The sequence below is a fragment of the Amylibacter sp. SFDW26 genome (assembly GCF_009184395.1).
Lineage (GTDB): Bacteria > Pseudomonadota > Alphaproteobacteria > Rhodobacterales > Rhodobacteraceae > Amylibacter.
Window position 1 is genome coordinate 192,952 of the sequence record NZ_WEIC01000001.1, and the last position, 24,918, is coordinate 217,869.

The window sequence follows — 24,918 nt, forward strand, 5'->3', positions numbered from 1 at the left end:
TTGTATCTTTTTGCGGAACGGTTCCACAGTTTAAGGAAACCGTAAGGGAGATATAGATGGTCAGACGTAGCAGGGCAGGTGGACGTGCAGGGAATACACGGCGCACAGATGCAAAAGCGATTGAGCAAATGCCATGGCGTCAGGTCGTTAACATCGACAATCCCACAGAGCCGCTGCGCCCTGAAGGGGTGGAAGCCATTCACAATGGAGCGATGCGGATTTTAGAGGAAATCGGTATTGATTTCCTGAACCCCGAAGCTTTGGAATTGTTACGCGAAGCGGGTTGTACGATTACGGGTGAAAACGTTCGTATGGATCGCGCTTGGGTCATGGACATGATCAAGCATTGCCCGACAGAGTTTACGATCACGCCGCGCAACCCCGAGCGTGAGATCAAAATCGGTGGTCGCAATATGGTGTTTGGCAATGTGTCCTCACCACCAAGTGCGATGTGTTTGGATAAGGGTCGGCGCACAGGGACGATGGAAGATTATGATAACTTCATCAGGCTGACGCAGTATTTTAATTGCATCCATTTCGCAGGTGGCTATCCGGTGGAACCGATGGATATACACCCCTCCATTCGTCATTTGGATTGCTTATATTCGAAGCTGACAATGACGGATAAAGTGTGTCACGCTTATTCTTTAGGTAAGGAACGCGTAGAAGATGTGATGGAAATGGTGCGTATTGCAGGCGGACTTACGCATGAAGAATTCGATGCGACACCGCGAATGTATACAAACATTAATTCTACTTCACCGCTTAAACACGATCATCCAATGCTGGACGGTGCTATGCGCTGTGCGCGGCGCGGGCAACCTGTGATCGTAACACCGTTTACGTTGGCAGGGGCAATGGCGCCCGTAACAATGCCAGGTGCCGTGGCGCAGTTTGTTGCCGAAGGGTTGGCGGCGATTGCATTGTTGCAATATATCAATCCAGGTACGCCATGTGTGATCGGATCATTCACATCTAATGTGGATATGAAATCAGGTGCGCCTGCATTTGGGACACCAGAATATATGCGCGCCACGCAAATGTCGGGCCAGATGGCGCGGTTTTATGGATTGCCGCTTAGAGCATCCAATGCTTGTGCATCTAACACGCCCGATGCGCAGGGGATGATGGAAAGTGCAAACTCTGTTTGGGCGGCGGTGCAATCGAATGTGAATGTGGTGTATCATGCGGCGGGCTGGCTGGAAGGCGGCTTGATCGCATCGTTTGAGAAGTTCGTGATTGATTGCGAATTATTGCAGCAAGTTCAAAGGTATATGGAACCCATCCTGACCTCGACCGATAGGGAAGATATAGCGGTACAGGCGATCAAAGACGTTGGCTCTACTGGTCATTTCTTTGGCATTGACCATACGCAAGAACGGTATGAAACAGCGTTTTATTCGCCGTTTTTATCGGATTGGAGTAATTACGAACAATGGGAATTGAATGGGTCTGTTATGACCGTTGAGCGGGCCAATAAGATCTGGAAAGATATCATCAAAGAATTTGAAGAACCGCCAATGGATGCAGCGATCAAAGAAGAATTGGGTGCCTTTGTTGCGAAGCGTAAAGATGAGGGTGGTGCGCCCACTGATTTCTAAGAAGTTGTTAATATTTGATCTGTAGTGTCATGCGCAGGAGGATTGCTTGTGCATGGAATGATCAATCGAGGTTTGCAATGTTATATTCGAGATATTCATGGGGTTGATGTGTGGGAGGAAACATGTGAACAGGCAAAGCTGTCGTTTTATAACTTTGAGACGATGTTGACCTATGATGATGCAACAACCGAAGATTTGTTGAAAAGTTTCAGTACGTTGATTAATCGGTCACGTGAAGAAATCCTTGAGGATTTTGGAACATATGTGGTGTCCGAAGAAACGCTGAGTGCCGTGCGGCGTTTGTTGAAACTTGGTGGCAATAACTATGTCGATTTTCTGCAATCGCTGAACTTTGTTTATGACCGTGCGAAAATGGCGGTGCCTGATTTGGATATACCGACCATGGAGTTGATCGCCAATGCGCCAAATCAATTTACGTTGCATACGCGTTTTCAGAAGCGTGGGTACGGTGCCGCATTATTGGGTTTATTACGGGCTTTGGCAGATGATTATGGGGCATTGGTTTCTATCGAACATTGCCATAAATCTCAGAAATTTGCGGATGAGGATTGTTTTAATATCACAATATTACGCGAAGATTGGTCTTCGGAGAAATACCTAGAGTTGGTGAAACACTAATGGGTGCGGCGTTACCCTTTCCAACCCACGATTTGAATAATGGGATATCCGACACCAACACATTGAATGTGTTATTACCTATGCATGTACAGCTGGATGGAGAGGGGGGCATTACGCATGTAGGCCCCACTTTTGCGAAACTGTTTCCTGAAAACACTGATTTTATAGGACAAAACCTGTTTCAATATATCCGCGTTTTATATCCGCGCGATATCCAAGAACATTCTGATTTAAATACACATTTTTCCCAACCTCTTACAGCACAATTAAAAGTCATAGACCCGATTGAATTAAAAGCTGTGGTGGTGCCTGTGGCTGGGCAAACGGGGGTGTTAATAAATTTCGCATTTGGAACATCGTTAAAACAGGCGGTTTCTAAATGGCACTTGAACAGTACTGATTTTTCACCTGCGGACCCTTCCGTTGAAATGCTGTATGTGATCGAGGTGCAATCGGCGCTATTAGAGGAATCTAAAAGTTTAAACAGACGGTTGAATGGTCAATGGGAAGAAGCCGAGGAAAAAGCGTACTCTGATCCTTTAACTGGGCTGTCCAACAGACGCGCATTGAAACGGTATATGCACCGAATGCGGCGTAGGAGAAATGACACTGGGTTTGCTTTGTTTCTGATTGATTTGGATCACTTTAAAAACGTGAATGATACCTTGGGGCATGATGCTGGCGATAAGGTATTACAACAGGTTGCTGAGATACTGTTAAATGAAACACGCCCGAACGATATTGTTGTGCGTACGGGCGGTGATGAATTTGTTTTGGTGATTGAAGATGCACATGATATGGAAGTTTTGTCCACGATCGCTGCGCGGATCATATCCAAGGTTGAGCGGCCTATATTCTTAGATAAAAAACGTTGCAATGTCGGTGCGAGTATTGGCATTATTCAAAGCACTACATCAATTAATCATTCTATCGATACGATCCTAAAACAAGCGGATGACGCACTGTATCAATCCAAACGGGATGGGCGTGGGTGTTATGTGTTTGGAAGAATGAGTAACTGATCTGTTTCTGAAGTGTGCTGTCCGTTCAGGTGTGCAACTTAACATGCTGCAAAAATGGATGGGCATGCTTCCATCACCACCACAGCTATCTACGTTAACGCTGTTGGGCCAGAGGGGTTGGAGATTGCGGATCGGATGTGGTGCGAGTTTGTAGCTAGTTGGTAATTTGAAGTTTAATTTATCTTTCATGAAGTGACTCGAATAGGCCATTAATGAACATATGTTTCCACTGCTACGCTAAATAAAAAAGAGACTAAAAATACAAAAGGCTCAGCATGTTAGTGCTAAGCCTTTGATTTTAATGGTACCAGCGCCCCGGCTCGAACGGGGGGCCTCTTGATCCACAATCAAGCGCTCTAACCTACTGAGCTACGCCGGCACTGCGGTGGGATTTAACTGCCAATTTCCATTAATGCAAGAGCAGAGTGGCCTTGAAATTCACGAATAGTCTTGTTAGCGGTAATTTTCTGCAAGGAGAATATCATGGGTATCAATTCAGAACAAGAAATTGAAGCAAATCTACAAATTGGGCCAACATCATCTGGAATGGTGCGTTTGTTCATTGATGCAGGTCAAACGGAAATCCCATTGGATTTTGATCCTGACGAAGCAGATGAGATTGCCGAAGAAATTCGAGCTGCTGCTGCTCGGGCACGCGCTGTTAAGTAAACGGTTTCTGTAGGTGTTTCTGTTGCCAAAAGCCTAAATCTATCAGTCTCTTGCGGTAACGATCTGCTTGTGCAGACATTGAATATTCCGTTTTCATTAGTAATTGTCCTTTTTGCGCTTTTACAGCTGCTGCATCTTGGTTTTCATAAACCCAAAGCATTTTCTCTGCGACCGCATCTGGGGAAACATCTGCCCATGACGCTCCTTTCGTTTCTAAAATAGTATGATTGCTTGCAGTTGGTATCAGTTGTGTTGGTAGTAATGTTGCTGTTGCCGGTGTGCAAAAATCTGTCACACCGCCATAACCTGTTGTGATGACAGGGCGGTTATAAAGCAGAGCATAGGCTGGAATATATCCGAATCCTTCTGCACGGTGAGTGGAAATGACTGCACTTGCATCTGCTATCATTTGATGGAACTGGGATGTACTGCAAAAAGATTCAATCAGTATGATACGGGGATCAAGAGAGGACATTTCACGTAATTTTCCTATTTGATCGTTTGGATCCCCCCAATGTTTCGGTTCCGTTGGTGTTGTTTTGAGAATTAATTGACAGTCTGGGTGCGACTTTTGCGGGAACGCAACCTGGAAGCCATGCGCAGAGGCTAAAGGATTTTTACGCTCTACAGATGAATGGAAGTCAAAGGCATTTAAAAGTGTAAATTTCTTTGGATTTGCGCGCGATTTAATTTGAGCAAGTGGTTCTATCCCTTTTTTCATAGTGATTACGGGATTGTCTGTTTGCTTTCGATAAATATCTGTTACAAATTTTGAGGGTGTCCAGATTTCATCCATAGCAGATATTCCTGTGACGTGCTCTTTTGGTAAAGCCTGAAATTCCCACAATAAAAAACCTATATTATAAGCTGTTTGATCCATTGGCTTTACGCGATCTGCATTTAAATGATGGAGATGTACAGGGTGAGTTAGTGCATTTGGGCTGGCTAGGTTTTGCTGCCATTTCATGGCTTCGACATCGATCATACAGGGCGCAAGCCCGAGTTTTTGAAAACACTGTGCACTCATACGTGCATTTTGACCAAGGCCGGTTGGGCTGTTTGAGAGGCCATAAATACTTAAGCTTGAGGGAACAACGGGGGGTGCTTTAGGCAGATTTTCTATGCTGTGTGCATGTAACTTTTCGATTGCGGTGCTTAATTCAAAAGGCGCTAGAATAGGGTGGTTCGCACGCTTAATGAGACGTTGGGCAGCCCCTGTCGTTTTTAGTGAATGTATTGGGCGCTTCCGTTTCCATTCTGCAATTTTTAATATCAGCTTTAGGAAATGGTTTTTGGTGTTTGAGTGTACAACAGATAAATCGTTTGATTGGATGAGAATAGTCCAGAATAACCGCATTAATCGTATATATTCCAGAAACCGATGATATCTGATTTTTGATGCTAAAGTTGGTCGGGTAAACATATCGCAAAACAAGGTCGTTCTTGGTGCAGATGAGATGGATTTGATAATATTTTGCTGCGCCATTGCAAATTTTGCACGTGACTTTACGGAAAATTTCATTTGTGCATCAGAGGCGGGAAGCCCTGTAATTGTGTGAAACTCTTCACATTGGGATAAATAAGACAAAGATAGGCGCATAGCTTCCAATGTCTGTGCATTCTGTGTTGGGGGAAACCGACCGATGATTACTGCTTTGGTTGGGCATTTTAGTTTGCCTGCGGAGTGTACATTTAGGAAATTTGGATGTGTTACCATGGAGCCCTCATATTTATGGCTCTAAGATGATTACTAAACTTTAAAACTCACTTAATTCAAACAGTTTAAATCGTAATACCTTGCTATTTAGTGGTGCGAACACTATCTTGAGTTTTGGCGGGTTCTGCCCTTCTCGTGCTATAGGTTTTATTCCAGTGGCCGATAATCTTTCTGACGGGAGCTGGCTCTGTTTTGGTCGTGGCCTTTTTACCTGGCGCCCACCTAGTTCAACTAGGCTCTCAGGAATTCATACACCTACACGGTTGCGTTGATGTAAATCTAATGTGGGCCCGCCACTTTCCAATCCAAAACCACTTTGCCGCTTAGGCCACTTTTCATCGTGGCAAAGCCTTCTTGGAAATTATCCACGTTAAAACGGTGCGTGATCACACGGCTGACATCTAAACCATTTTGTAGCATGGCGATCATTTTATACCATGTCTCAAAAATCTCACGGCCATAGACACCTTTTATGGTGATGGCTTTAAAAACGATACGCGACCAATCCACTGGGGATTTACCTGGTGGGATACCAAGCAGGGCTATGCGGCCGCCCATAACCATGGCTTCGACCATCTGATCCAAGGCTTGTTGGTTACCTGACATTTCTAGGCCAACGTCAAAACCTTGAGTCATTTTCAATTGATGGATGACGTCGTTTAAATCTTGGGTTGCTACATTTACGGGAACAACATCCGCGACTTTTTCTGCAAGTGCCAAACGGTCGGCGTTTATATCTGTAATCACTACATTTCGTGCACCTGCATGACGCGCTACGGCTGCTGCCATGATGCCGATGGGGCCTGCGCCTGTGATCAAGACATCTTCGCCTACAAGATCGTAAGACAGGGCAGTGTGGACAGCATTGCCAAGTGGATCAAGAATTGCGCCTATGTCATCGCTGATCTCATCAGGTAAGGGAACGACGTTGAATGCGGGCAGCCGTAAGTATTCTGCAAACGCCCCTTGTTCGTTTACGCCTATGCCACGTGTTTCTGGATCAAGGTGGAATTTACCTGCGCGCGACTGGCGGCTGTTTTTACCAATTAAGTGACCTTCGCCAGAGCAGCGTTGACCCAGTTTGAGGTCTTTGACATTTTTCCCAAGCTCAACAATTTCACCCGCAAACTCGTGACCAGTGACTAGAGATAGGGGAACGGTTTTTTGTGCCCATTCATCCCAGTTCCAGATATGTATGTCTGTGCCACAAATGCCTGTTTTGTTGATGCGGATTAAAACATCGTCTGGGCCGATTTCAGGGACTGGTCTGTGTTCCATCCATAACCCCACTTCTGGTTTGGATTTAACGAGGGTTTTCATTTCGTTGGTCATTTTAACACTCCAACAGCTTTGCCTGCTTTTTCAAAGGCATCTAAAGCGTAATCTAAGTCGGCACGGGTTAAGGCACTGCTCATTTGTGTGCGAATACGGGCTTTGCCTTTGGGAACGACTGGGAAGAAGAAGCCTGTGACGTAAACACCGTGTTCATATAGATGTTTGGTCATGGCTTGCGCCAGATGCGCGTCGCCCAGCATGACTGGAATAATAGGGTGATCACCTTCAAGCAGGTCAAAGCCTATATCGGTCAAACCTTTGCGCCAGTAGGCTGCATTTTCAAAAAGCTTATCCCGCAGATCATCGCTGTTTTGCACGATTTTCAGGGCTTCAATACCTGCGGCAACAACCATTGGCGGCAGAGAGTTTGAGAAGAGGTAGGGGCGTGCACGTTGACGCAATAAATCGATTACAGGTTGCGGGCCGGCGATATAACCGCCCAAGGCGCCACCCAAAGCTTTACCAAGTGTTCCCGTTATGATGTCCACATCCACGTCGAAATGGGCAGGGGTGCCCGCGCCTTTGGGACCCATGAAACCTGTTGAGTGGCAATCATCAACCATGACGATGGCATTGTATTCTTCGGCTAATTCAGTGATCGCAGGTAGGTTTGCCAAATAACCGTCCATTGAGAATACACCGTCTGTGGCAATCATGATGAAACGTGCGCCGTCTGATTTGGCAGCTTTTAGTTGTGCTTCCAAATCCGTCATATCAGAATTGGCATAACGATAGCGTTTTGCTTTGCATAAACGGATGCCATCAATAATGGAGGCGTGGTTCAGGCTGTCGGAGATGATTGCATCTTCTGGACCTAGCAGCGGTTCGAACAGACCGCCATTTGCATCAAAACAGGCAGCGAACAAGATTGCGTCATCTTTGTTCAGAAATTTTGCAAGATCTTGTTCCAAGGTGCGATGCAAATCTTGTGTGCCACAGATGAAACGGACAGAGGCCATGCCGTAACCGTGTGTGTCTATGGAGGATTGCGCGACTTTGCTAAGCTCTTTGCTGTCTGCCAGCCCAAGGTAGTTATTCGCGCACAGGTTCACAACCTTTTTGGGCCCTGCATCTGTTTCAACAGAAATACGACCGCTTTGTGGGGAGGTGATCAGACGCTCTTGTTTATAAAGGCCATCGGTTTTGATTTGATCAAGTGTCGTGCAGATGTGGTCTAAAAAGGGGGTGTGCATGAGAATCTCCTGTATATTGGATTTTTATCCAACATAAGGGATCATCTGTCAATATAGTGGATAAAATCCTAAATAATGGATTTAGGCGTTTTTAACCACAAGGATAGCACGTGCTGTACCTGACGTTTTGATCGTATGGTCTTTGTCCGCTGCATAACGGAGAGTATCGCCTACAGACAACGTTTCAGATTGATTATCTGATGTCACAGTAAGGGATCCTTCAAGGACGGTCAGGTGTTCGACACAACCCTTTTTGTGAGGGGCGCTGTCCAAACAGGCATCTTCATCGAATGTAATGTCATAAATCTCGGTTTTACCGACTTCTTCGGTTGGGCTAAGAATTTTGATCACGCATTTGGCTTCGTTCTGGCGCAGTTCCGGTGTTTGATCGGCACGCAAAAATTCGATGATCGGATTATCCGCATCACTTTCATCATCCAGCAGGCCAGAGAAGTCGACGTTTAGGGCGCGCGTCAGATTCCAAAGGCTTGCAATTGTCGGGCTAGAGCCGCCGCGTTCGATTTGGGACAGCATGGAGCGTGAAATTCCAGACAATTTCGCCAATGCATCCAAGCTTAACCCTTTTGCTGTGCGCTCTTCTTTCAGGCGTTTGGCAAGGCGCAATGTAATTTCAGGGTTAGATGACATCTGCTGTGTTCCGTATTCGTAAAAGTCGGATTAAAATGATCTGCATGGCGGATAAATGCAAATAGAAACTTTTACGCTTAAGGTAATATGCGTGTTTTGCACCCAATGCTTCGGATTTAGACTGGTTGAAAAGATCAGAGCGCGCTAAAGAAATTTCATGGATATACAAGATATGAAACAGGCCTGCCGCCGCGCAGGATTTGCCAACCGCAAAGAAGCGCATTCTATGGGATTGGATAAAGAGGCCAATGGTCAGTTGTTGTCGTTTTTGAAACAGGCAGAACCAGATCAGGTGATTGCGGCCTATATGCCGATCCGCACAGAAGTGTCACCGTTGCCTGCCATGGCCAAAATGGTGGCGCGCGGAAACCGTGTTTGTGTGCCAGTTATCTTGGGTGAGGGGCAACCGCTAGAGTTTCATGAATGGACGCCTGATACGGAAATGGTGGACGGTATGTTTGGTGCGGCTATTCCTAAAAATGGAACGGCTTTATTGCCAGATATCATTGTGACGCCTTTGTTGGCTTTTGATCTTGCGGGTTACCGTATGGGATACGGCGGTGGGTTCTATGATCGTACGTTTGAGAAGTTAAGTGAAACGAAAAAAGTTCTTGCGATTGGTTATGCCTATTCAGACCAAGAAGTGATGGTCGTGCCGCGTGAAGAAACAGATTATAAGTTGAATGCTGTGATAACCGAGAAGGGCATTATTACTTTCTAAATGGAGTTTTAAGGATTTTATCGTGACTGGGCAAAAGGTATACAGCCATTGGATTGCGTCATCTGGTTCAGAAGGTGGTAATGCTGCACCTGACCTTATCTTCCCTTACTGGAGTTTCACCAAAACGGTTATTGCCATATGTGCTTTAAAGCTGGTGGAAGATGGCCAGCTGGATTTGGATGCACGTTTTCAAGGTCAAGATTACACACTTCGTCATCTTCTTGCGCATACTTCTGGGTTGCCAGACTACGGCCAGTTTAAAGAATACGGTTTAGCGGTAAGCGCGGGTGATCCACCATGGTCGCGAGAGAAACTGTTAGATGTTACAATGTCCAAAGGTCATTTGTTTGAGCCAGAGCAGGGTTGGTCGTATTCAAATATCGGCTATATGTTTATTCGCGAATTGATCGAAGAGATCACTGGGAAACCCATAGGTGATGTGATTACCGATATCGTTTCTAGGCCTTTGGGATTGGACAGTGTTGAATTTGCACATACGCGCCAAGATTTTGCGCGAGTTTATTGGGATGATGCTGAGAAATATGATCCTCGATGGGTTTATCATGGGTGTTTGTTGGGAAATGCAAAGGATGCAACGCATTTATTACATGCGCTTTTTACCAGTGATGTGTTGTTGTCTGATACGCGCGATCAGATGTTTGCAAAACGGATACTTGGCGGTCCAATTGAGGGCAGACCTTGGCAAGAATGCGGGTATGCGTTGGGCTTGATGAGCGGCTCGATAAGTGGTTTAGGAAATGCGGTTGGTCACTCTGGCGCTGGGCCGCTGTGCGTAAACGCTGTCTATCATTTCCCAGATATCGCTGATCCTGTGACGGTCGCTAGTTTTACAGATGGTACTGACGAGGGTGTTGCAGAACATGCTGCTGCTAAATTGGCACGGGAGCAATGAGGGTTGATCCATAAAAATGTGTAAATGAGAATATATTTATTTTTGCGATTGCGGATAAAGGTATTTCCATTTTGAATAAGTCTCACTTTTGGAGAGGATATGAATTTTGAATCTTGAACTTTGGCTCGCTTTTGTTGCGACTTATACCGTTATATCATTAATTCCTGGCCCAAGTGTTTTGATGGTAACTGGGCAAGCTTTATCACATGGCGGTAAGGCGGCTTTTTTGTGTATATTGGGCGAATTGGTTGGTGGCATTGTTTTGGTTGGGCTGTCTTTTCTGGGTGCTGGTGCCATTCTAGCTGCGTCTGCATTCCTTTTTCAGATTGTAAAATGGGCAGGTGTTTTCTACATGGCCTATCTTGGTTATTGCCAAATCGTTAAGGCGCGCCGAGACGATGTTGATGGTTTACAAAAAGTGCACGCTGAGGTTGGTGCGGCAAGTGCATGGGCAGGTTTCTTTACAGCTATATTGAACCCAAAAGCGATTATATTTTACGTGGCATTTCTGTCTCAATTTTTGGATCCAAACGCAAATATTTTCACACAATTCTTTATTGTTCTTATAACATCTACCGTGATTGTTGGCGTTGTTTTAAGTGGTTATGCTATACTTGCAGTGCAAGCGCGCAGAACGTTTCAAAGCGCAAGGGCACGTCGGTGTTTTGGCTATTCTGGTGGTGGTTTTTTAATCGGTGGCAGCCTTTTTATGGCCACAACACGCTAAATATTTTTGCAAAAATATCGAAACTGTAAAGGGGTTAATACTCTCCCGTAATATTAACCCCTAATGTTAACGGGATCTGGGAGGATTGGCCGTTAACTTGCGATGGTGTACTTTCTCTGGGAGGAGCGAGAACAGCATCTGCAATTTATGTGACGTGCTTTATAGGCCGTCGTATTCGTAATAAATGACTTTTTGGGCATGTCGTTTGATGTCTTTTCTTGCAATACCGATTTTATCGAGCTGGGCATCTGACATAGTGTTTAATGCAGAAGACAGGCGATTAATTTTAAACTGCGTAAAAGATTTTGATAGTAACGATTTTATGGTTGCTTCCAGTTCAGTTATGAAAGCAAGACCATTGGTCAATGTGTGTTGCGCACGAGATGATAAGTCTAAAGATGTGTGTTCAAAGTTCAGCATTTTCATTTGATCAATCCTTGATGATGTCCGTGGTTTTAGGATTTGATCAAAAGTGGCTTTAGGGCAATCTTATTTACCTATCTGATTTGTGCTATTTAAAAAAAACCGCAAAAATGCATATTTTTCGTGCTGAATGCTAGTGATGTGATCAAAATTAAGATTTACGCTGTGTTTTAGAAATGAAGATCAGCTTAGCGCGCCAGCAGATTTCTTTGTGAACACCCGAATGTAATCACCTGGCGATGAACCCGCCCAATAGACCCAAAGACGCTGAGGGTCATTTTCATCTATCCAAACATAATCGCCTTCTTCCAGCCCACGTAATTCTGTGCTGATGTAATTTACGGATGTATTGGCCAGAAAATCAGTGGCGGCCATTGTACCTTGGAATGCGGCCACCCCTAGTATTTTTGCATCAAAATCCACGTAGCCATAGTGGATGCCTGATAGGCTATCAAAAAAGATATAATGGCTGGCAATGGTTTCACCTTGGTGAATGACCCCTTGATTGCCACCTATATCGACGCTGATGGGTTCTGATAAGATTATGTTTTGATCTTCGTCAAAGGCGTAAAGATTATCCGTGTCAAAATTATCATTGCCGACATCGAAGGGTTCTGTCGTTTCAAGTTTGACGAATTGGCCATTCCCATTCTGCCGTATGATTTCACCGTCAAGGACGATGGCACTGGCAGGTGTTGCCAAAGCGGTGATCAAGCACATGATTGAAAGTTTTTTAAACACGGTATCCCCTATTCGTATTTTGGATACGATGATTAAACGAGGAAAGGCAACAGTCCAGTCACGATTACTTTAGTTGGTGATCATTCTTACCAAATCACAGTACCAGCATCTGATTTTTCATCTGCATGAACATTCACACTCTTGAAACCCACGCCCTTGTTTTGCAAAGGGGCGATTTTCACATCCGAGTTTAGCCAATGCTGTATTTCAAATGTTGCATAGGGTCGTTGCCAGAGCCAAGGGCGGTTTTCCACTGCTATTAGGTCTGGATTGGGTGGACGCTCATCTGTGTAACCCCAGAAATAGAGATCAAAGCCGAATTGTGGAATTTCTTGTTTGGAAAGAAAGGTCATTCCAAAATCATCTTCAAGGTAGGCTGTGTCACTTTCGATATCATTTGTGCGGAACGTTACATACCCTATGGATGCGCCGCCCCCTAGAGGCAGGTTTTTATCACCTTGAGTGGTCAGCGGTTCACCTTCAAATGTGTGTTGTAATAGTTCAATTTGAAAGCCCTCAGGATCAAGGATGTGCCCAAGGTAGGCGATGTCGGCGCGTTGCGCAGGCTCAGATAATATCGTTACGCCTTTATTTTTGAGCAGTATAAAGGCCATATCAGCATCTGGAAGTGTTAACCCAAATTTCCAGTATCTATCCAAAGGACCCGCTTTATATACTGTGTCATCATCTGCTTGATAAAATTCAATATATGTTTCTTGGTGTGGGTACTTTAACCGAATAACCGCGCCATGTTTTGTTGCGGTAAACCCTAGAATATCGACATAGAATTTAGCCAATGTTTCTGGGGATTTTGCGGTCAAGGAAAGACTTAGAAATTTGGGTGACATTTAGTAATCCTTATTGGGCAACCTCAAAGTGATCTTCACGCATAAGGGCACGCCCATCTTCTTGGATAACCCAATGTTCATTGGTGATGATGCCATGCGCGTTATTCATTGTCCAAGAGGCTGAAACGCTTGCAGATGAACTATCGACTATAGTTGTCGTTGTTTTGCTGTAAACAACATCGTCAAAACCTTTGCTGACGAGATCTGTCCCAAAAGCCAAGATTTCGTCTTTGCCTTTGAATGTGCCGAATGGTTTTACAACCATGATGGCATCGTCTTCGTATAGTGCCGCGGCACCCGCTGCGTTGCCTGCATTAAAGGCATCCTTCCAAGCTTTACTGCCGATGGAAACCGCCATTTGAATTTTAGCTTCGTTTTCTGCTTTGGCTTCTGCTGTTGCTGTATCTGTAAATGCTGCACCTGAAGTTGCAAGTAAAAGTGTTGCAGCAAGGGCTGCTGATTTTAAAGAATGTGACATTGTAGTTTCCTTTTCTATGTGTCGTTGGAATTGAGATAGCAAACAGGAATTGGGTTGATTAGGTATTTTGTTCGTATTTACTATTGAATGAAATTAAACAATAATGCAGTTTTCAGTGGAGACATGTATTTTGAAACCAAGCCCGCACGATATGATGGTCTTTTTAGAAGTGATTGAAAGTCGAAGCTTTACAGGAGCTGCTGATATCATGGGGCTTACAAAGTCTGCCGTCAGTCATGCGGTCAACAGATTGGAAGAAAGTGTTGGACAAAAGTTGTTGCTGCGTACGACGCGGTCTATGACGATTACGGATGCGGGTGCGCGTATCCTACCGCACTGTAAGCAATTGCGCGAAACCTATGCTTTAACTTTGGACGATCTGCAGTCTATGGGGACACAGGTTTCAGAGACTTTGACGGTTACTGCACCTGATGCACTATGCCAGTCGGTTGTTGTGCCAGCTTTGGCAGTACTTCAAAAAGAGAATAAAAACCTGTCTGTCAGGCTGATAACCGATGATAAGCCTGTTAAGCTGATTGATCAGAAGATTGACGTTGCTATTCGCGTTGGAGCTACTGCTCCGCAGACCGCTTATGGAAAACGCGTTGGGACGTTGCATGAAAAGCTTTATGCTAGCGAAGGTTATATTGCAGATATGGGCGGGATGCCCACGCAATTTTCTGATTTGAAAAACTGGGCTTATATCGCCAATGACTGGCAGGGTAGCCTTGTACGGCACCGCTTAAATGAAAAGGAAATGATCGAAGTCATACCATCTATTCGGTGTAATGGCTTATCAGATGTGATTACGTTTGTAAGTCTAGAGAATGGCGTTGCTATGATCCCTGATATTGCTGTGGAGCGGTTAGGCGTAGGGCATAATCTTGTGCCACTATACGAAATGGCTTCAACACCGATTTATGCTTTGCATCAATATGAAACCAAGGTTCCGAAAAAGGTAAGGGGTTTTATTAAGTTGCTAACGCAAATGTCGATTTAAGTTATGGATTTCGTGCTTCGTCCATATATTCGCGTAGCTTTTGTAAAATTGGCACAATCGTATCAAGCTCGTCAGTTGAAACCTGTTCAGCAACTTGTTGAAGATATGGCCCAAGGGCAGCGATGGTTTTGTTGCGCAGCTCTTGGCCTGCTTCGGTAAGCCAAACTTGTTTGGAGCGAGCGTCTTTGGGGTTTGGACGCATTTCAATCAGGCCATGTTTTGAGAGGCCAGAAAGTGTGTGTGTCATAGTGGTTTTTGGGACTTGAAAAGCCGTTGCTAAAAATAACGGCGTTTGCCCGTCGTTCACCCGCATTAGATGATTGAGAACTGCGAAATGTGGGGCGATGATACCTTTGGGTAGCTGCACCTCTAGAAAGGCGCGGCTGAGTTGTTCGATTATGCCGATCTCATTGAAAAGTGAGAAGTATTTTCCAAGGATGACATCGTTATTCATATAAGCCGGGTCTCCAGTGGCCAACGTGGTGTGGGTTGTGTTTTTGGACCATACCCCAAACGCCCCAGCATTTGAACCGTTTCATCGCCTTTTGCCAAGATATCATGGATGTTTTTATAGGGCTCGGCCATTTCTGGAAACTCTTGTAAGGCTTGGGATACGGGATGTAATGACAGCCCCGTTAAAGTTGTGGTGAGATTCAGGCGTATCCACTTGCGACCTGCTTCGAGTTGATCTTGTCGTGTATTTCCTTTGGTAGTGATCACAGCATATGAGTTGGTGTTTAAGAGGCGTTCATTATAAAAATCGTAACTATATTTGAAACTAGCACCTTGCATGTTTTCTTGACCTTTACGGGATATAAAACCTGCCAGCATAAGGCTTTCTAAGAATGGTCCGCCTATACTAATGCCATCTGGGTTTGCATTCATTTCGGACTTACCGAAGCGCATAAGATCTACACTTTCGCGATATGTTTCGGGGTGATGTGCCTCAATATGCCAAGCTTGTATTGTTATATCTTTTATTTTTGACACGATATCAGGGTGACTGTGAATTTTAGCATAGGCTTCAAGTTCTCTTGCAAGCGTATTTTCAACAGGGCGGTTTTCATAAGGTTCTCTGCAAGTGCGTCGATCTAATATGGCTGCGAACAATGGGTCGGGCTGAGTTGCTCCACCGAATGTAGCGACTGCTACAGGACCATTTTCACCTTCTGGATAGATATCCAAATTCACGGCAGTATTGCGTTCAGCTGCTGCGATACGCATTTGTTCTAAAAAACACCCGAAACTGATAACCAATTGGCGGTGAAATGGGTCTGTTTCAGGTAATTCGCGGTCTTTGTCGCGCCATATGATGACTTTGTCATCACCTTCTAAACCAATTAACCAAGGTTGGCGGTTATGCGCGTTTGGTGCGAGCAGGGCATAAGAAAGCGCCCATTTACGAATGTCTTTATACCCGCCTGCCATTTGCCATGGTGCAAGAGCTTTGTGCGGTGTGCGTGTTCCCAGAAAACCCGCTGCTGCGGTTCCAGCGGCAAAGATAGTCCCGCCGCCAATCAATGTAAGGGCTTTACGTCGTGACAGTGTCATATCTGATCTCCATTAATACGATATCGAACTAAATAGTGCGATATCGTATTAATGTCAAGCAAGCCTATAAAAGCATCTAGTATTCCGCTTCATCTCGTTATATCGCGGTTACATGAGACTTTTATTTCTAGGTGATGTGATGGGCCGCGCTGGTCGCAAAGCTGTGGCAGAGCGTTTGCCGCAGTTACGTAAAGATTGGCGGCTGGATTTTGTTGTGGTCAATGGCGAGAACGCTACGGGCGGGATGGGGCTGTCTATTGGGCACTCAAAGATCTTGTTCGAAGCAGGGGCTGATTGTGTGACCTTGGGCGATCATGCGTTTGATCAGCGCGATATGATGAAAGGTGTGGAAGAGGATCAACGTATTCTGCGCCCTTTGAATTATGCAGCGATTGCACCTGGTAAGGGCGCACGTTTGTTTGATGCGGCGAATGGCAAAAAGGTATTTGTGGCCCAAGCGCTGGGGCAGGTGTTTATGAAAAAACCTTTTGCTGATCCGTTTTCACATCTGGATCAAGCATTGAAAGCCGCCCCATTGGGGAAAACCGCTGATGCTGTGATTGTGGATTTTCATGCCGAAGCGACCTCTGAAAAGATGGGGATGGGGCATTGGCTGGATGGGCGTGCATCGCTGGTTGTGGGCACACATACGCATGTGCCGACCTCTGATACGCAAATTTTACCGGGTGGCACGGCGTTGCAATCTGATGCGGGTATGTGTGGCGATTACAACAGTGTGATCGGCATGGAGAAAATGGAGCCTTTGCGCCGTTTCGTGACAGGGATGAACAAAGAACGATTTACCCCTGCTACGGGAGAGGCGACTTTGTCGGGTGTGTTTGTGGAAACGGACGACAAAACTGGGTTGGCGATTGATGTTGTGCAAGTGCGCCAAGGTGGTCGTTTGCAACAGTCTGGGCCTGCATGAGCGCGTTTATGAACAGCCGTGTGGGGCTTTTTGCGGCCCTGCTGCTGTTTGGCGCAACTTGGGGGCTGACCCTGCCATTGGCGAAAATCATTGTATCGACGGGTCATGCCGAGCTTGGCCTTGTGTTTTGGCAATTTATTTTCTCGATGCTGTCTTTGAGTGTTGTGGCTTATCTGCAAGGTGATTTTCCAAAACCGACACGGGATCATATCATTGTCTGTGTGGGCATCGCTTTTTTAGGCACGATTATTCCATCGACTGTTAGCTATTATGTGATCCAGCATATCCCTGCGGGGGTTTATGCCATCACGATTTCATTGGTACCGATGTTTGCGATGCCGATTGCCATCGTATTGGGAATGGAAGCGTTTCAATGGCGCCGTTTGTTGGGTGTAATGATTGGGATGTCAGCGATTGTGCTGCTTGTGGGGCCATCAACAAGCCTGCCTGATCCAGCAAAAGCCATCTTTGTGCTGATCGCTTGTATTGCGCCGTTGTGTTACGGGTTCGAAGATAATTTTGTCGGTAAATTTACATTGCGTGGATTAAGTCCCGTACAAGCCTTGTTAGGTGCATCATTCTTGGGCGCTGCGATATCTGGGCCAGTTGCGGCACAAACGGGGCAATGGGTTTCATTGGATCATGCTTGGGGTTTGCCAGAATGGTGTTTGCTGGCAATGGGTGTTTTGCATGGACTGGCTTATACGGGCTATGTCTGGCTGGTGGGGCGTGCAGGGCCTGTCTTTGCAGCGCAAGTTGCTTATCTTGTGACTGGGACAGGGGTGTTGTGGTCTATGCTTCTTTTAGGAGAAACATATTCGTCATGGGTTTGGATGGCTTTGGTATTGATGCTGGTTGGTATTTTCTTGGTGCAACCACGCGATGCAGAGCACCATTAAATATTCGGCCTAAAGCTCGCAAGCTTAAGGCCAAAACCGATAAACACGACACCTGTTACACCTTGCAACCAACGTTGAAAATTGCCGTTTCGCGCAACTTTGGCAAGGCTGGAAAACAGTATAACCATTGCACCGAACCAGACTGCATTTAATGCTGTGTGAATTGAGACAAGCATAAAGGATGCAGCCACTGATGTTTCGCCAAGTGTGATGAATTGCGGAAATGCTGCGAGATAGAACATCGATACTTTTGGGTTCAAAGCATTTGTTAACAGCCCTTCGACAAAGGCTTTGGTCAAGGTGCGTTGCTTTTTGGCTGGGGCTACTTGTTCGGGTGCTTTGATGCCTTTGAGGGCTGCATATAAAGCTTTGATACCGATCCAGCACAAGTATAGCGCGCCTAAGTATTTTACGATCGCAAATGCTGTTGCCGATTGCAGTAGGATGACAGATATGCCCAAAACAGAGAGTATACCGTGTAGATAGAAGGCTGCTGCAAAGCCTGCAACATTGGCAAAGCCCGCATTTTTTCCTGATGTTGGAACTGTCTTGGCAATCAGAACCCCATTGGGACCAGGAGAAATAACAAGCAATGATGCGATGAACGTGAATGCAAGTATATCTGCCAAAGCCATATGGGAACTCCTCAATGTTGTATAACGATACATTGGTGACATTTTTTCGATCATGCAACTTAGATTTTTTGATCTTGTCTGTGGTGTTTTTTGACAAGTTGGGTCACCATATCCAAAAACAGGAGTAGAACAGTGCTGACAGGCATCATTCCAGAGGCATGGCATGCAGGGGTTGCGATTTTTATCGTGATCACGATGTTCGTTCTGTTTATTCGCGAAAGTTATCCGACCGAGGTGGTGGCATTATCTGGCGCAGCGGCGCTGATTTTAACGGGGATTTTGCCCTATCAAGACGCACTAGGTGTTTTGTCTAACCCTGCACCTTGGACGATTGGTGCGATGTTTATCTTGTCGGGTGCATTGGTGCGCACAGGGGCACTGTCGCATGTCACCAGCTGGGTGACTGTAAACGGCAAAGAACGGCCCAAATTTGTGTTGGGTATGTTAGCGGTGTTTATCGTTCTGGCCTCTGCTTTTATGAACAATACGCCTGTTGTGGTGATTATGATCCCAATTGCTGTTCAGATGGCAAAGATTATGGGAACCTCTGCTTCAAAGCTGCTGATCCCATTGTCTTATGTCGCGATCCTAGGCGGTATTTGTACTTTGATTGGGACATCTACGAACCTGTTGGTGGATGGTGTCGCGCGTGCAGAAGGGTTGAAGCCTTTTACGATGTTTGAGGTGACACCTTTGGCGGTGGTTTTGGTGGCCTTTGGCGTTTTATATCTGCGTATATTGGCTCCGCATTTATTGCCAAACAGATCATCTATGGCGGATATGTTGGGGAATACATCGTCAAAGAGGTTCTTGACCGAGGCGGTTTTGACCGATGGGTCATCATTGATTGGGCAAAAACCGTTAGAAGTGGATGCGTTTAAGCGGGATGGTGGACGTGTGGTGGATGTTTTGCGGAACGAGAATTCTTTGCGCCGTGATTTAAAGAACGTGGTTTTAGAAGCGGGGGATCATGTGATCTTGCGTAAATCCGCGGGTGAGTTACTGAGCTTGAAAGACAACAAAGACGTGTTGTTGGCTAATATGGTATCGAGCAAAGAAACGAATACGGTTGAAGTCTTGATCACGCCAGGATGTGGTTTGATTGGGCGGACATTGGGGAAATTGCGGTTGCGTCGCCGTTATGGGGTTTATCCATTGGCGGTGCACCGTCGCAATCAAAACATTGGGTTGCAGTTGGATGCCGTGACTGTGCGTGTGGGTGATACGCTTTTGCTGGAAGGGGCTGATGAGGATATCGCGCGTTTGGCAAGTGATATGGACATGGTGAATTTAAGCCAGCCGAGTGAGCAGCCGTACCGCCGCAAACACGCACCGATTGTGGTTTTGGCGTTGGCAGCCGTGGTGATTTTGGCAGCGATCGGTATGGCGCCAATCTTTGCGGTGGCTGTTGTGGCTGTTGCAGGTGTGTTGTTGACACGATGTATAGATGCAGAAGAAGCATTCGATGCGGTGGATGGGCGTTTGCTGGTGCTGATCTTTGCGATGCTTGGCATTGGGGCAGGGCTGCAATCTTCGGGTGCTGTGGCCTTGATTGCAAATACAGCGGCACCTTATTTGCATGGGCTGCACCCGTTCTTTTTGGTTTGGGCTGTGTTTTTACTGACATCGGTTTTGACAGAGCTTGTGTCGAATAATGCTGTGGCTGTTGTGGTGACGCCGATTGCGATTGCTTTGGCAGCGCAATTGGGGATGGATCCACGTGCGTTGGTTGTCGCTGTGATGGTTGCGGCCTCTGCAAGTTTTGCGACGCCGATCGGATATCAAACGAATACTTTGGTTTATGGTCCTGGAGGTTATGCGTTTACGGATTTCCTGAAGATTGGTGTGCCGTTAAACATCAGTATTGGTTTAATATCGAGTTTGATTATTCCGATTTTATGGCCTTTATAACGGACGGCGATCCCTTAGGGCATTGAGCCCTAAGGGATCGCGTAAAGTCTTTGGGCTCGATGCCCAATGGCTTTACTTCTTAATTTGACGACTAGTGCTTGAAATCCCCCCTTTTGGGCGCTTATAAGTCCCAAAACACGTATTCACTAAAGGGGTTCGCATCATGGCAGGCCATTCCAAATGGGCAAATATTCAGCACCGTAAGGGACGTCAGGATAAACTGCGTTCAAAGCTTTTCTCTAAACTTGCAAAAGAGATCACTGTTGCTGCGAAAATGGGCGACCCTGATCCAGATAAAAACCCACGTCTACGTTTGGCTGTGAAAGAAGCAAAATCCCAATCCGTGCCAAAAGATGTGATTGAACGCGCGATTAATAAAGCCGTTGGTGGCGATGCCGAAAGTTACGATGAAATTCGGTACGAAGGCTATGGGCCTAACGGTGTTGCTGTAATTGTGGAAACGATGACAGATAATAGAAATCGCACCGCTTCCACAGTCCGTTCGTTGTTCACAAAGTCTGGTGGCAATTTGGCTGAAACAGGCGCTGTTTCATTCATGTTCGAGCGTAAAGGCTTGGTTGTCTACCCAGCGGATGCAACAGATGCGGACACGATGTTTGAACATGCGATTGAAGCGGGTGCAGAAGATGTGGACAGTTCAGAAGATGGTCATGATATTTATTGTGAAGATACATCCCTGAACGATGTTTCAAATGCGCTGGAAGCGGCATTGGGCGAGTCGGAAAGCACGAAGTTAATCTGGAAGCCAACAACGACGACTGATCTGGATTTGGAAGGCGCAGAAAAATTGATGCGCTTGATCGAGAACCTAGAAGAAGATGATGACGTGCAAAAAGTTACAACTAATATGGATGTGTCTGACGAGGTTTTGGCGCAGCTTTAAGACCATTACCATCTAGAAACAAAACAAGGTGCTGCATGAAATGTGGTGCCTTTTTTCGTATTTGATGCGTTTTTTGAAATTAAGTTTACGTTCCTATAGGAAATTTTTTCGGAAAATAACTTTACGTAAAATCCTCAGAACCGTGAAATACGCGCAGTTTGACGCATGCCAGTTCTTAAACGCAGGTGGTAGGGGAGTACATTGTGTATAAATCCGCGATTCTTTCAAAGGTCGGGGACGCTTGAACAAAGGAGGTTTGTCATGCGCATAGGTACTCCAAAGGAGATCTTTGAAGGTGAGACAAGGGTGGCAATGACGCCATCGTCTGCACTTGAATTACAAAAACTGGGATTTGAATGTTTGATTGAAAAAGGAGCAGGTGATGCTTCTCGTTTTTCGGATCAGGATTACAAAGATGCTGGCGTGAAAATCGTGGCATCAGCTGCTGCTTTATATAAAGAAGCAGATATTGTTGCGAAAGTACGTCCACCAGAAGATATCGAAGTGAAACGTTTGCGCAAAGGTCAAACGCTGATTTCATTCTTCTACCCGGCTCAAAATGAAAAGTTGATGACTGCTGCCAACAAAAAAGGCGCGCATGTGATTGCGATGGATATGGTTCCGCGTATTTCGCGCGCTCAGAAAATGGATGCATTGTCATCTATGGCAAACATCGCAGGTTATCGCGCAGTTATGGAAGCAGGCAATAACTTTGGTCGTTTCTTTACGGGCCAAATTACAGCCGCTGGTAAAGTACCACCTGCCAAGGTTTTGGTTGTGGGTGCTGGCGTTGCGGGTTTGGCGGCGATTGGTGCTGCGCAATCACTTGGCGCTATGGTGTATGCATTTGATGTACGTCCAGAAGTGGCAGAACAAATTGAATCCATGGGTGCGGAATTCGTATTCCTTGAATTTGAAGAAGAGCAAACAGATGGTGCTGAAACAGGTGGCTATGCTGCTCCGTCCAGCCCAGAGTTCCGTGAGAAGCAGCTGGAAAAATTCCGCGAGCTTGCGCCAGATATGGACATCGTGATTACAACAGCGTTGATTCCAGGTCGCGATGCACCGAAACTTTGGCTGGAAGATATGGTTCAGGCCATGAAACCAGGGTCAGTTGTGGTCGATTTGGCCGCAGAGCGCGGTGGTAACTGTGATCTGACTGTGATGGATGAAAAGGTTATATCTGATAACGGTGTGACTGTGATCGGTTATACAGATTTCCCAGCACGCATGGCTGCGCAATCATCTACGCTCTATTCAACAAACATCCGTCACATGATGACAGATTTGACCCCTGAAAAAGACGGTCAGATCAATCATGATATGGAAGATGATGTGATCCGTGGTGCGACTATTACGCATGACGGTGCAATTACATTCCCACCGCCTCCGCCAAAAATTCAGGCGATTGCAGCAAAGCCAAAAGAAACAGCCCCTGAATTGACGCCAGAAGAAATTCGCGCGCAAGAAGTGGCTGATTTTAAGGCACAGACGAAACAACAAGTGACTTTGCTTGCTGTTGGCGCTGCATTGCTATTGGGCGTTGGTTTGGTTGCTCCTGCCAGCTTTATGCAGCACTTCATCGTGTTTGTGTTGGCTGTATTTGTTGGCTTCCAAGTAATCTGGGGTGTTGCACACTCATTGCATACACCATTGATGGCTGTCACAAATGCTATTTCATCAATCATCATTTTGGGTGCATTGATGCAAATTGGATCTGGGTCGTTCCTTGTGATCCTTTTGGCAGGTCTATCGGTATTTATGGCTGGGATTAACATCTTCGGCGGTTTCCTCGTAACACGGCGCATGCTTGCCATGTTCCAAAAATCTTAAGGAGGAGGGGACTATGGAATACGGATTTACAACAGCGGCTTATGTGGTCGCAGCAGTTCTCTTTATCTTGTCTTTGGGCGGTTTGTCTGGGCAAGAAAGCGCAAAGCGTGCCGTTTGGTACGGTATTGTCAGCATGGGCTTGGCCGTTTTTGCAACGATCATTGGGCCAGGATCAGGTTTATGGTTCTTGTCATTGGTGTTGATCGCAGCTGGTGGTTCCATTGGCTACGTTGTAGCACAGCGTGTGCAAATGACAGAGATGCCACAGCTTGTCGCGGCGATGCACTCACTTGTTGGTCTTGCCGCTGTATTTGTTGGCTTGAACGCGCATATCGAATTGGGCCGCGTTTTGGCGATGGATGATACAGCAAAGAAAGCACTGGAAGGTTTTGCAGCGCTTTTGGCTAAAAAAGACGGTGTTGAGATTGCGATCCTACGTGTCGAATTGTTCTTGGGTATCTTTATCGGCGCTATTACGTTCACAGGTTCTGTTGTTGCTTATGGCAAACTTGCAGGCAAGGTGACTTCTGCTGCTGAAAAACTGCCAGGTGGTCATATGTTGAACGCATCAGCAGCTGCAATTTCAGTGCTTTGCTTGATCTGGTACTTCAACACTGGTGGTTTCCTACCGTTGTTTGTGATGACATTGGCAGCCTTGTTCATTGGTTACCATTTGATCATGGGTATTGGTGGCGCTGACATGCCAGTGGTTGTGTCTATGTTGAACAGCTATTCTGGTTGGGCAGCAGCAGCGATTGGTTTCAGCCTAGGCAACGACCTGTTGATCGTTGTGGGCGCTTTGGTTGGTTCATCAGGTGCAATTCTATCCTACATCATGTGTAAAGCGATGAACCGTTCGTTCGTCAGCGTGATCTTGGGCGGCTTTGGCGAAACCACAGGCCCTGCGATGGAAATCGAAGGGGAAATGGTGCCAACAGATGCAAACACTGTGGCAGCACAATTGGAAGATGCGAACTCTATCATCATCGTACCAGGTTACGGTATGGCGGTTGCACAAGCACAGCAATCTGTGTCTGAGCTGACGCGTCGTTTGCGCGCAAAAGGCAAGACCGTGCGTTTTGGCATTCACCCTGTTGCGGGTCGTTTGCCGGGTCACATGAATGTTTTGTTGGCGGAAGCAAAGGTGCCTTATGACATCGTTATGGAAATGGATGAGATTAATGATGATTTCCCAGAGACAGATGTTGTTATGATTATCGGGTCCAATGATATTGTGAACCCAGCAGCACAAGACGATCCAAACAGCCCAATCGCTGGCATGCCAGTATTGGAAGTATGGAAAGCTAAATCTGTGATTATCTCGAAGCGTGGCCAAGGTACTGGATATTCAGGTATCGAAAACCCACTGTTCTTTAAAGAGAACTCTCGGATGCTTTATGGTGATGCGAAGGCATCATTGGATCAGCTTCTAGGGCAGATCAGCTAATACTTAAAAGGCCCGCCAATGTGCGGGCCTTTTCATTTTAGTGCTTTTGTATTTCCTGATTGCTATTGCAAATTAAGTATCGACTCGATATTATATATCTTAACATATATATACCGCTAACGTGGTATCTTGTAT

25 protein-coding genes and 1 tRNA gene are annotated in these 24,918 nt (G+C 45.9%); 14 read left to right on the top strand and 12 right to left on the bottom strand.

Annotation, left to right across the window (positions count from 1 at the left end):
• The first annotated feature begins 56 nt into the window (after window positions 1-56).
• The 3 genes from F9L33_RS01035 to F9L33_RS01045 are packed head-to-tail and all read left to right on the top strand — an operon-like array spanning window position 57 to window position 3,262.
• Entirely contained in the window at window positions 57-1,601 is a 1,545-nt protein-coding gene (locus F9L33_RS01035; protein WP_152140883.1) for a trimethylamine methyltransferase family protein, read from the top strand.
• A 57-nt stretch (window positions 1,602-1,658) separates the two neighbouring features.
• Entirely contained in the window at window positions 1,659-2,240 is a 582-nt protein-coding gene (locus F9L33_RS01040; protein ID WP_226803974.1) for a heme NO-binding domain-containing protein, read from the top strand.
• Window positions 2,240-3,262 carry a GGDEF domain-containing protein gene (locus F9L33_RS01045; protein ID WP_152140885.1) on the top strand — a complete coding sequence of 341 codons (1,023 nt, stop codon included), beginning with the start codon at window positions 2,240-2,242 and terminating at the stop codon, window positions 3,260-3,262. Before F9L33_RS01040 ends, F9L33_RS01045 begins: the two co-directional genes overlap by 1 nt.
• A 302-nt stretch (window positions 3,263-3,564) precedes the next feature.
• Here the strand turns inward: F9L33_RS01045 and F9L33_RS01050 are convergent.
• A tRNA-His gene (locus F9L33_RS01050) sits at window positions 3,565-3,641 on the bottom strand.
• 104 nt (window positions 3,642-3,745) lie between these two features.
• On the opposite strand from F9L33_RS01050, the gene F9L33_RS01055 reads away from it, so the two are divergent.
• A complete protein-coding gene (locus tag F9L33_RS01055) occupies window positions 3,746-3,931 on the top strand; it encodes a DUF6324 family protein (RefSeq protein ID WP_152140886.1) in 186 nt (61 codons plus the stop codon).
• Here the strand turns inward: F9L33_RS01055 and F9L33_RS01060 are convergent.
• From F9L33_RS01060 to F9L33_RS01075, 4 genes are all read right to left on the bottom strand, one after another.
• Window positions 3,924-5,648, bottom strand: coding sequence for a glycosyltransferase (locus F9L33_RS01060; protein ID WP_152140887.1), 1,725 nt, complete (start codon window positions 5,646-5,648; stop codon window positions 3,924-3,926). The genes F9L33_RS01055 and F9L33_RS01060 overlap by 8 nt on opposite strands.
• A 279-nt stretch (window positions 5,649-5,927) precedes the next feature.
• A complete protein-coding gene (tdh, locus tag F9L33_RS01065) occupies window positions 5,928-6,980 on the bottom strand; it encodes an L-threonine 3-dehydrogenase (RefSeq protein ID WP_152140888.1) in 1,053 nt (350 codons plus the stop codon).
• The gene (locus F9L33_RS01070) at window positions 6,977-8,176 is read right to left on the bottom strand and encodes a glycine C-acetyltransferase (protein ID WP_152140889.1); all 1,200 of its coding nucleotides are present in this window, start codon (window positions 8,174-8,176) and stop codon (window positions 6,977-6,979) included. Before F9L33_RS01070 ends, tdh begins: the two co-directional genes overlap by 4 nt.
• Window positions 8,177-8,257: 81 nt before the next feature.
• Window positions 8,258-8,824, bottom strand: a complete 567-nt coding sequence (locus F9L33_RS01075) for a helix-turn-helix domain-containing protein (RefSeq protein WP_152140890.1) — start codon at window positions 8,822-8,824, stop codon at window positions 8,258-8,260.
• Between the two features lie 157 nt (window positions 8,825-8,981).
• On the opposite strand from F9L33_RS01075, the gene F9L33_RS01080 reads away from it, so the two are divergent.
• The 3 genes from F9L33_RS01080 (at window position 8,982) to F9L33_RS01090 (ending at window position 11,185) form a co-directional block, all read left to right on the top strand.
• The gene (locus F9L33_RS01080; RefSeq protein ID WP_152140891.1) at window positions 8,982-9,545 is read left to right on the top strand and encodes a 5-formyltetrahydrofolate cyclo-ligase; all 564 of its coding nucleotides are present in this window, start codon (window positions 8,982-8,984) and stop codon (window positions 9,543-9,545) included.
• A gap of 22 nt (window positions 9,546-9,567) precedes the next feature.
• Window positions 9,568-10,458: a serine hydrolase gene (locus tag F9L33_RS01085; protein ID WP_152140892.1), complete on the top strand. Its 891-nt coding sequence runs from the start codon at window positions 9,568-9,570 to the stop codon at window positions 10,456-10,458.
• A 106-nt stretch (window positions 10,459-10,564) separates the two neighbouring features.
• Window positions 10,565-11,185: a LysE family translocator gene (locus F9L33_RS01090; RefSeq protein ID WP_152140893.1), complete on the top strand. Its 621-nt coding sequence runs from the start codon at window positions 10,565-10,567 to the stop codon at window positions 11,183-11,185.
• A 159-nt stretch (window positions 11,186-11,344) separates the two neighbouring features.
• Here F9L33_RS01090 and F9L33_RS01095 read toward each other — a convergent pair whose 3' ends face one another.
• The 4 genes from F9L33_RS01095 to F9L33_RS01110 form a co-directional block, all read right to left on the bottom strand.
• Complete coding sequence (locus tag F9L33_RS01095; protein WP_152140894.1) at window positions 11,345-11,611, bottom strand: hypothetical protein; 267 nt, start codon at window positions 11,609-11,611, stop codon at window positions 11,345-11,347.
• A gap of 180 nt (window positions 11,612-11,791) precedes the next feature.
• The gene (locus F9L33_RS01100; RefSeq protein ID WP_226803877.1) at window positions 11,792-12,349 is read right to left on the bottom strand and encodes a hypothetical protein; all 558 of its coding nucleotides are present in this window, start codon (window positions 12,347-12,349) and stop codon (window positions 11,792-11,794) included.
• Between the two features lie 86 nt (window positions 12,350-12,435).
• Window positions 12,436-13,197, bottom strand: a complete 762-nt coding sequence (locus F9L33_RS01105) for a VOC family protein (RefSeq protein ID WP_193221929.1) — start codon at window positions 13,195-13,197, stop codon at window positions 12,436-12,438.
• Between the two features lie 10 nt (window positions 13,198-13,207).
• Window positions 13,208-13,675 (bottom strand): nuclear transport factor 2 family protein, encoded by a 468-nt coding sequence (locus F9L33_RS01110; protein WP_152140895.1) that lies wholly within the window; start codon window positions 13,673-13,675, stop codon window positions 13,208-13,210.
• Window positions 13,676-13,805: 130 nt separating this feature from the next.
• Here F9L33_RS01110 and F9L33_RS01115 point away from each other — a divergent pair, with 130 nt between their 5' ends.
• Window positions 13,806-14,675: a LysR family transcriptional regulator gene (locus F9L33_RS01115; protein ID WP_193221930.1), complete on the top strand. Its 870-nt coding sequence runs from the start codon at window positions 13,806-13,808 to the stop codon at window positions 14,673-14,675.
• A gap of 1 nt (window position 14,676) precedes the next feature.
• Here F9L33_RS01115 and F9L33_RS01120 read toward each other — a convergent pair whose 3' ends face one another.
• Together F9L33_RS01120 and F9L33_RS01125 are read right to left on the bottom strand one after the other, a co-directional pair.
• Window positions 14,677-15,129, bottom strand: coding sequence for a MarR family winged helix-turn-helix transcriptional regulator (locus F9L33_RS01120; RefSeq protein ID WP_152140897.1), 453 nt, complete (start codon window positions 15,127-15,129; stop codon window positions 14,677-14,679).
• A complete protein-coding gene (locus F9L33_RS01125) occupies window positions 15,126-16,226 on the bottom strand; it encodes a twin-arginine translocation pathway signal protein (protein WP_152140898.1) in 1,101 nt (366 codons plus the stop codon). Before F9L33_RS01125 ends, F9L33_RS01120 begins: the two co-directional genes overlap by 4 nt.
• A gap of 112 nt (window positions 16,227-16,338) precedes the next feature.
• Between F9L33_RS01125 and F9L33_RS01130 the strand changes: the two genes are divergently transcribed.
• Window positions 16,339-17,154, top strand: coding sequence for a TIGR00282 family metallophosphoesterase (locus tag F9L33_RS01130; protein ID WP_152140899.1), 816 nt, complete (start codon window positions 16,339-16,341; stop codon window positions 17,152-17,154).
• Between the two features lie 8 nt (window positions 17,155-17,162).
• Window positions 17,163-18,053: a DMT family transporter gene (locus F9L33_RS01135; RefSeq protein WP_152140900.1), complete on the top strand. Its 891-nt coding sequence runs from the start codon at window positions 17,163-17,165 to the stop codon at window positions 18,051-18,053.
• Here F9L33_RS01135 and F9L33_RS01140 read toward each other — a convergent pair.
• Complete coding sequence (locus F9L33_RS01140; RefSeq protein WP_152140901.1) at window positions 18,050-18,688, bottom strand: LysE family translocator; 639 nt, start codon at window positions 18,686-18,688, stop codon at window positions 18,050-18,052. The two genes, F9L33_RS01135 and F9L33_RS01140, sit on opposite strands and share 4 nt — an antisense overlap.
• Before the next feature lie 195 nt (window positions 18,689-18,883).
• On the opposite strand from F9L33_RS01140, the gene F9L33_RS01145 reads away from it, so the two are divergent.
• From F9L33_RS01145 to F9L33_RS01160, 4 genes are all read left to right on the top strand, one after another.
• Window positions 18,884-20,599 (top strand): SLC13 family permease, encoded by a 1,716-nt coding sequence (locus F9L33_RS01145; protein ID WP_152141866.1) that lies wholly within the window; start codon window positions 18,884-18,886, stop codon window positions 20,597-20,599.
• A gap of 163 nt (window positions 20,600-20,762) precedes the next feature.
• Entirely contained in the window at window positions 20,763-21,503 is a 741-nt protein-coding gene (locus tag F9L33_RS01150) for a YebC/PmpR family DNA-binding transcriptional regulator (RefSeq protein WP_152140902.1), read from the top strand.
• 261 nt (window positions 21,504-21,764) lie between these two features.
• Entirely contained in the window at window positions 21,765-23,336 is a 1,572-nt protein-coding gene (locus F9L33_RS01155; RefSeq protein ID WP_152140903.1) for a Re/Si-specific NAD(P)(+) transhydrogenase subunit alpha, read from the top strand.
• A gap of 13 nt (window positions 23,337-23,349) precedes the next feature.
• On the top strand, window positions 23,350-24,783 hold the full coding sequence (locus F9L33_RS01160) for an NAD(P)(+) transhydrogenase (Re/Si-specific) subunit beta (protein ID WP_152140904.1): 1,434 nt from the start codon (window positions 23,350-23,352) through the stop codon (window positions 24,781-24,783).
• Window positions 24,784-24,918: the final 135 nt, after the last annotated feature.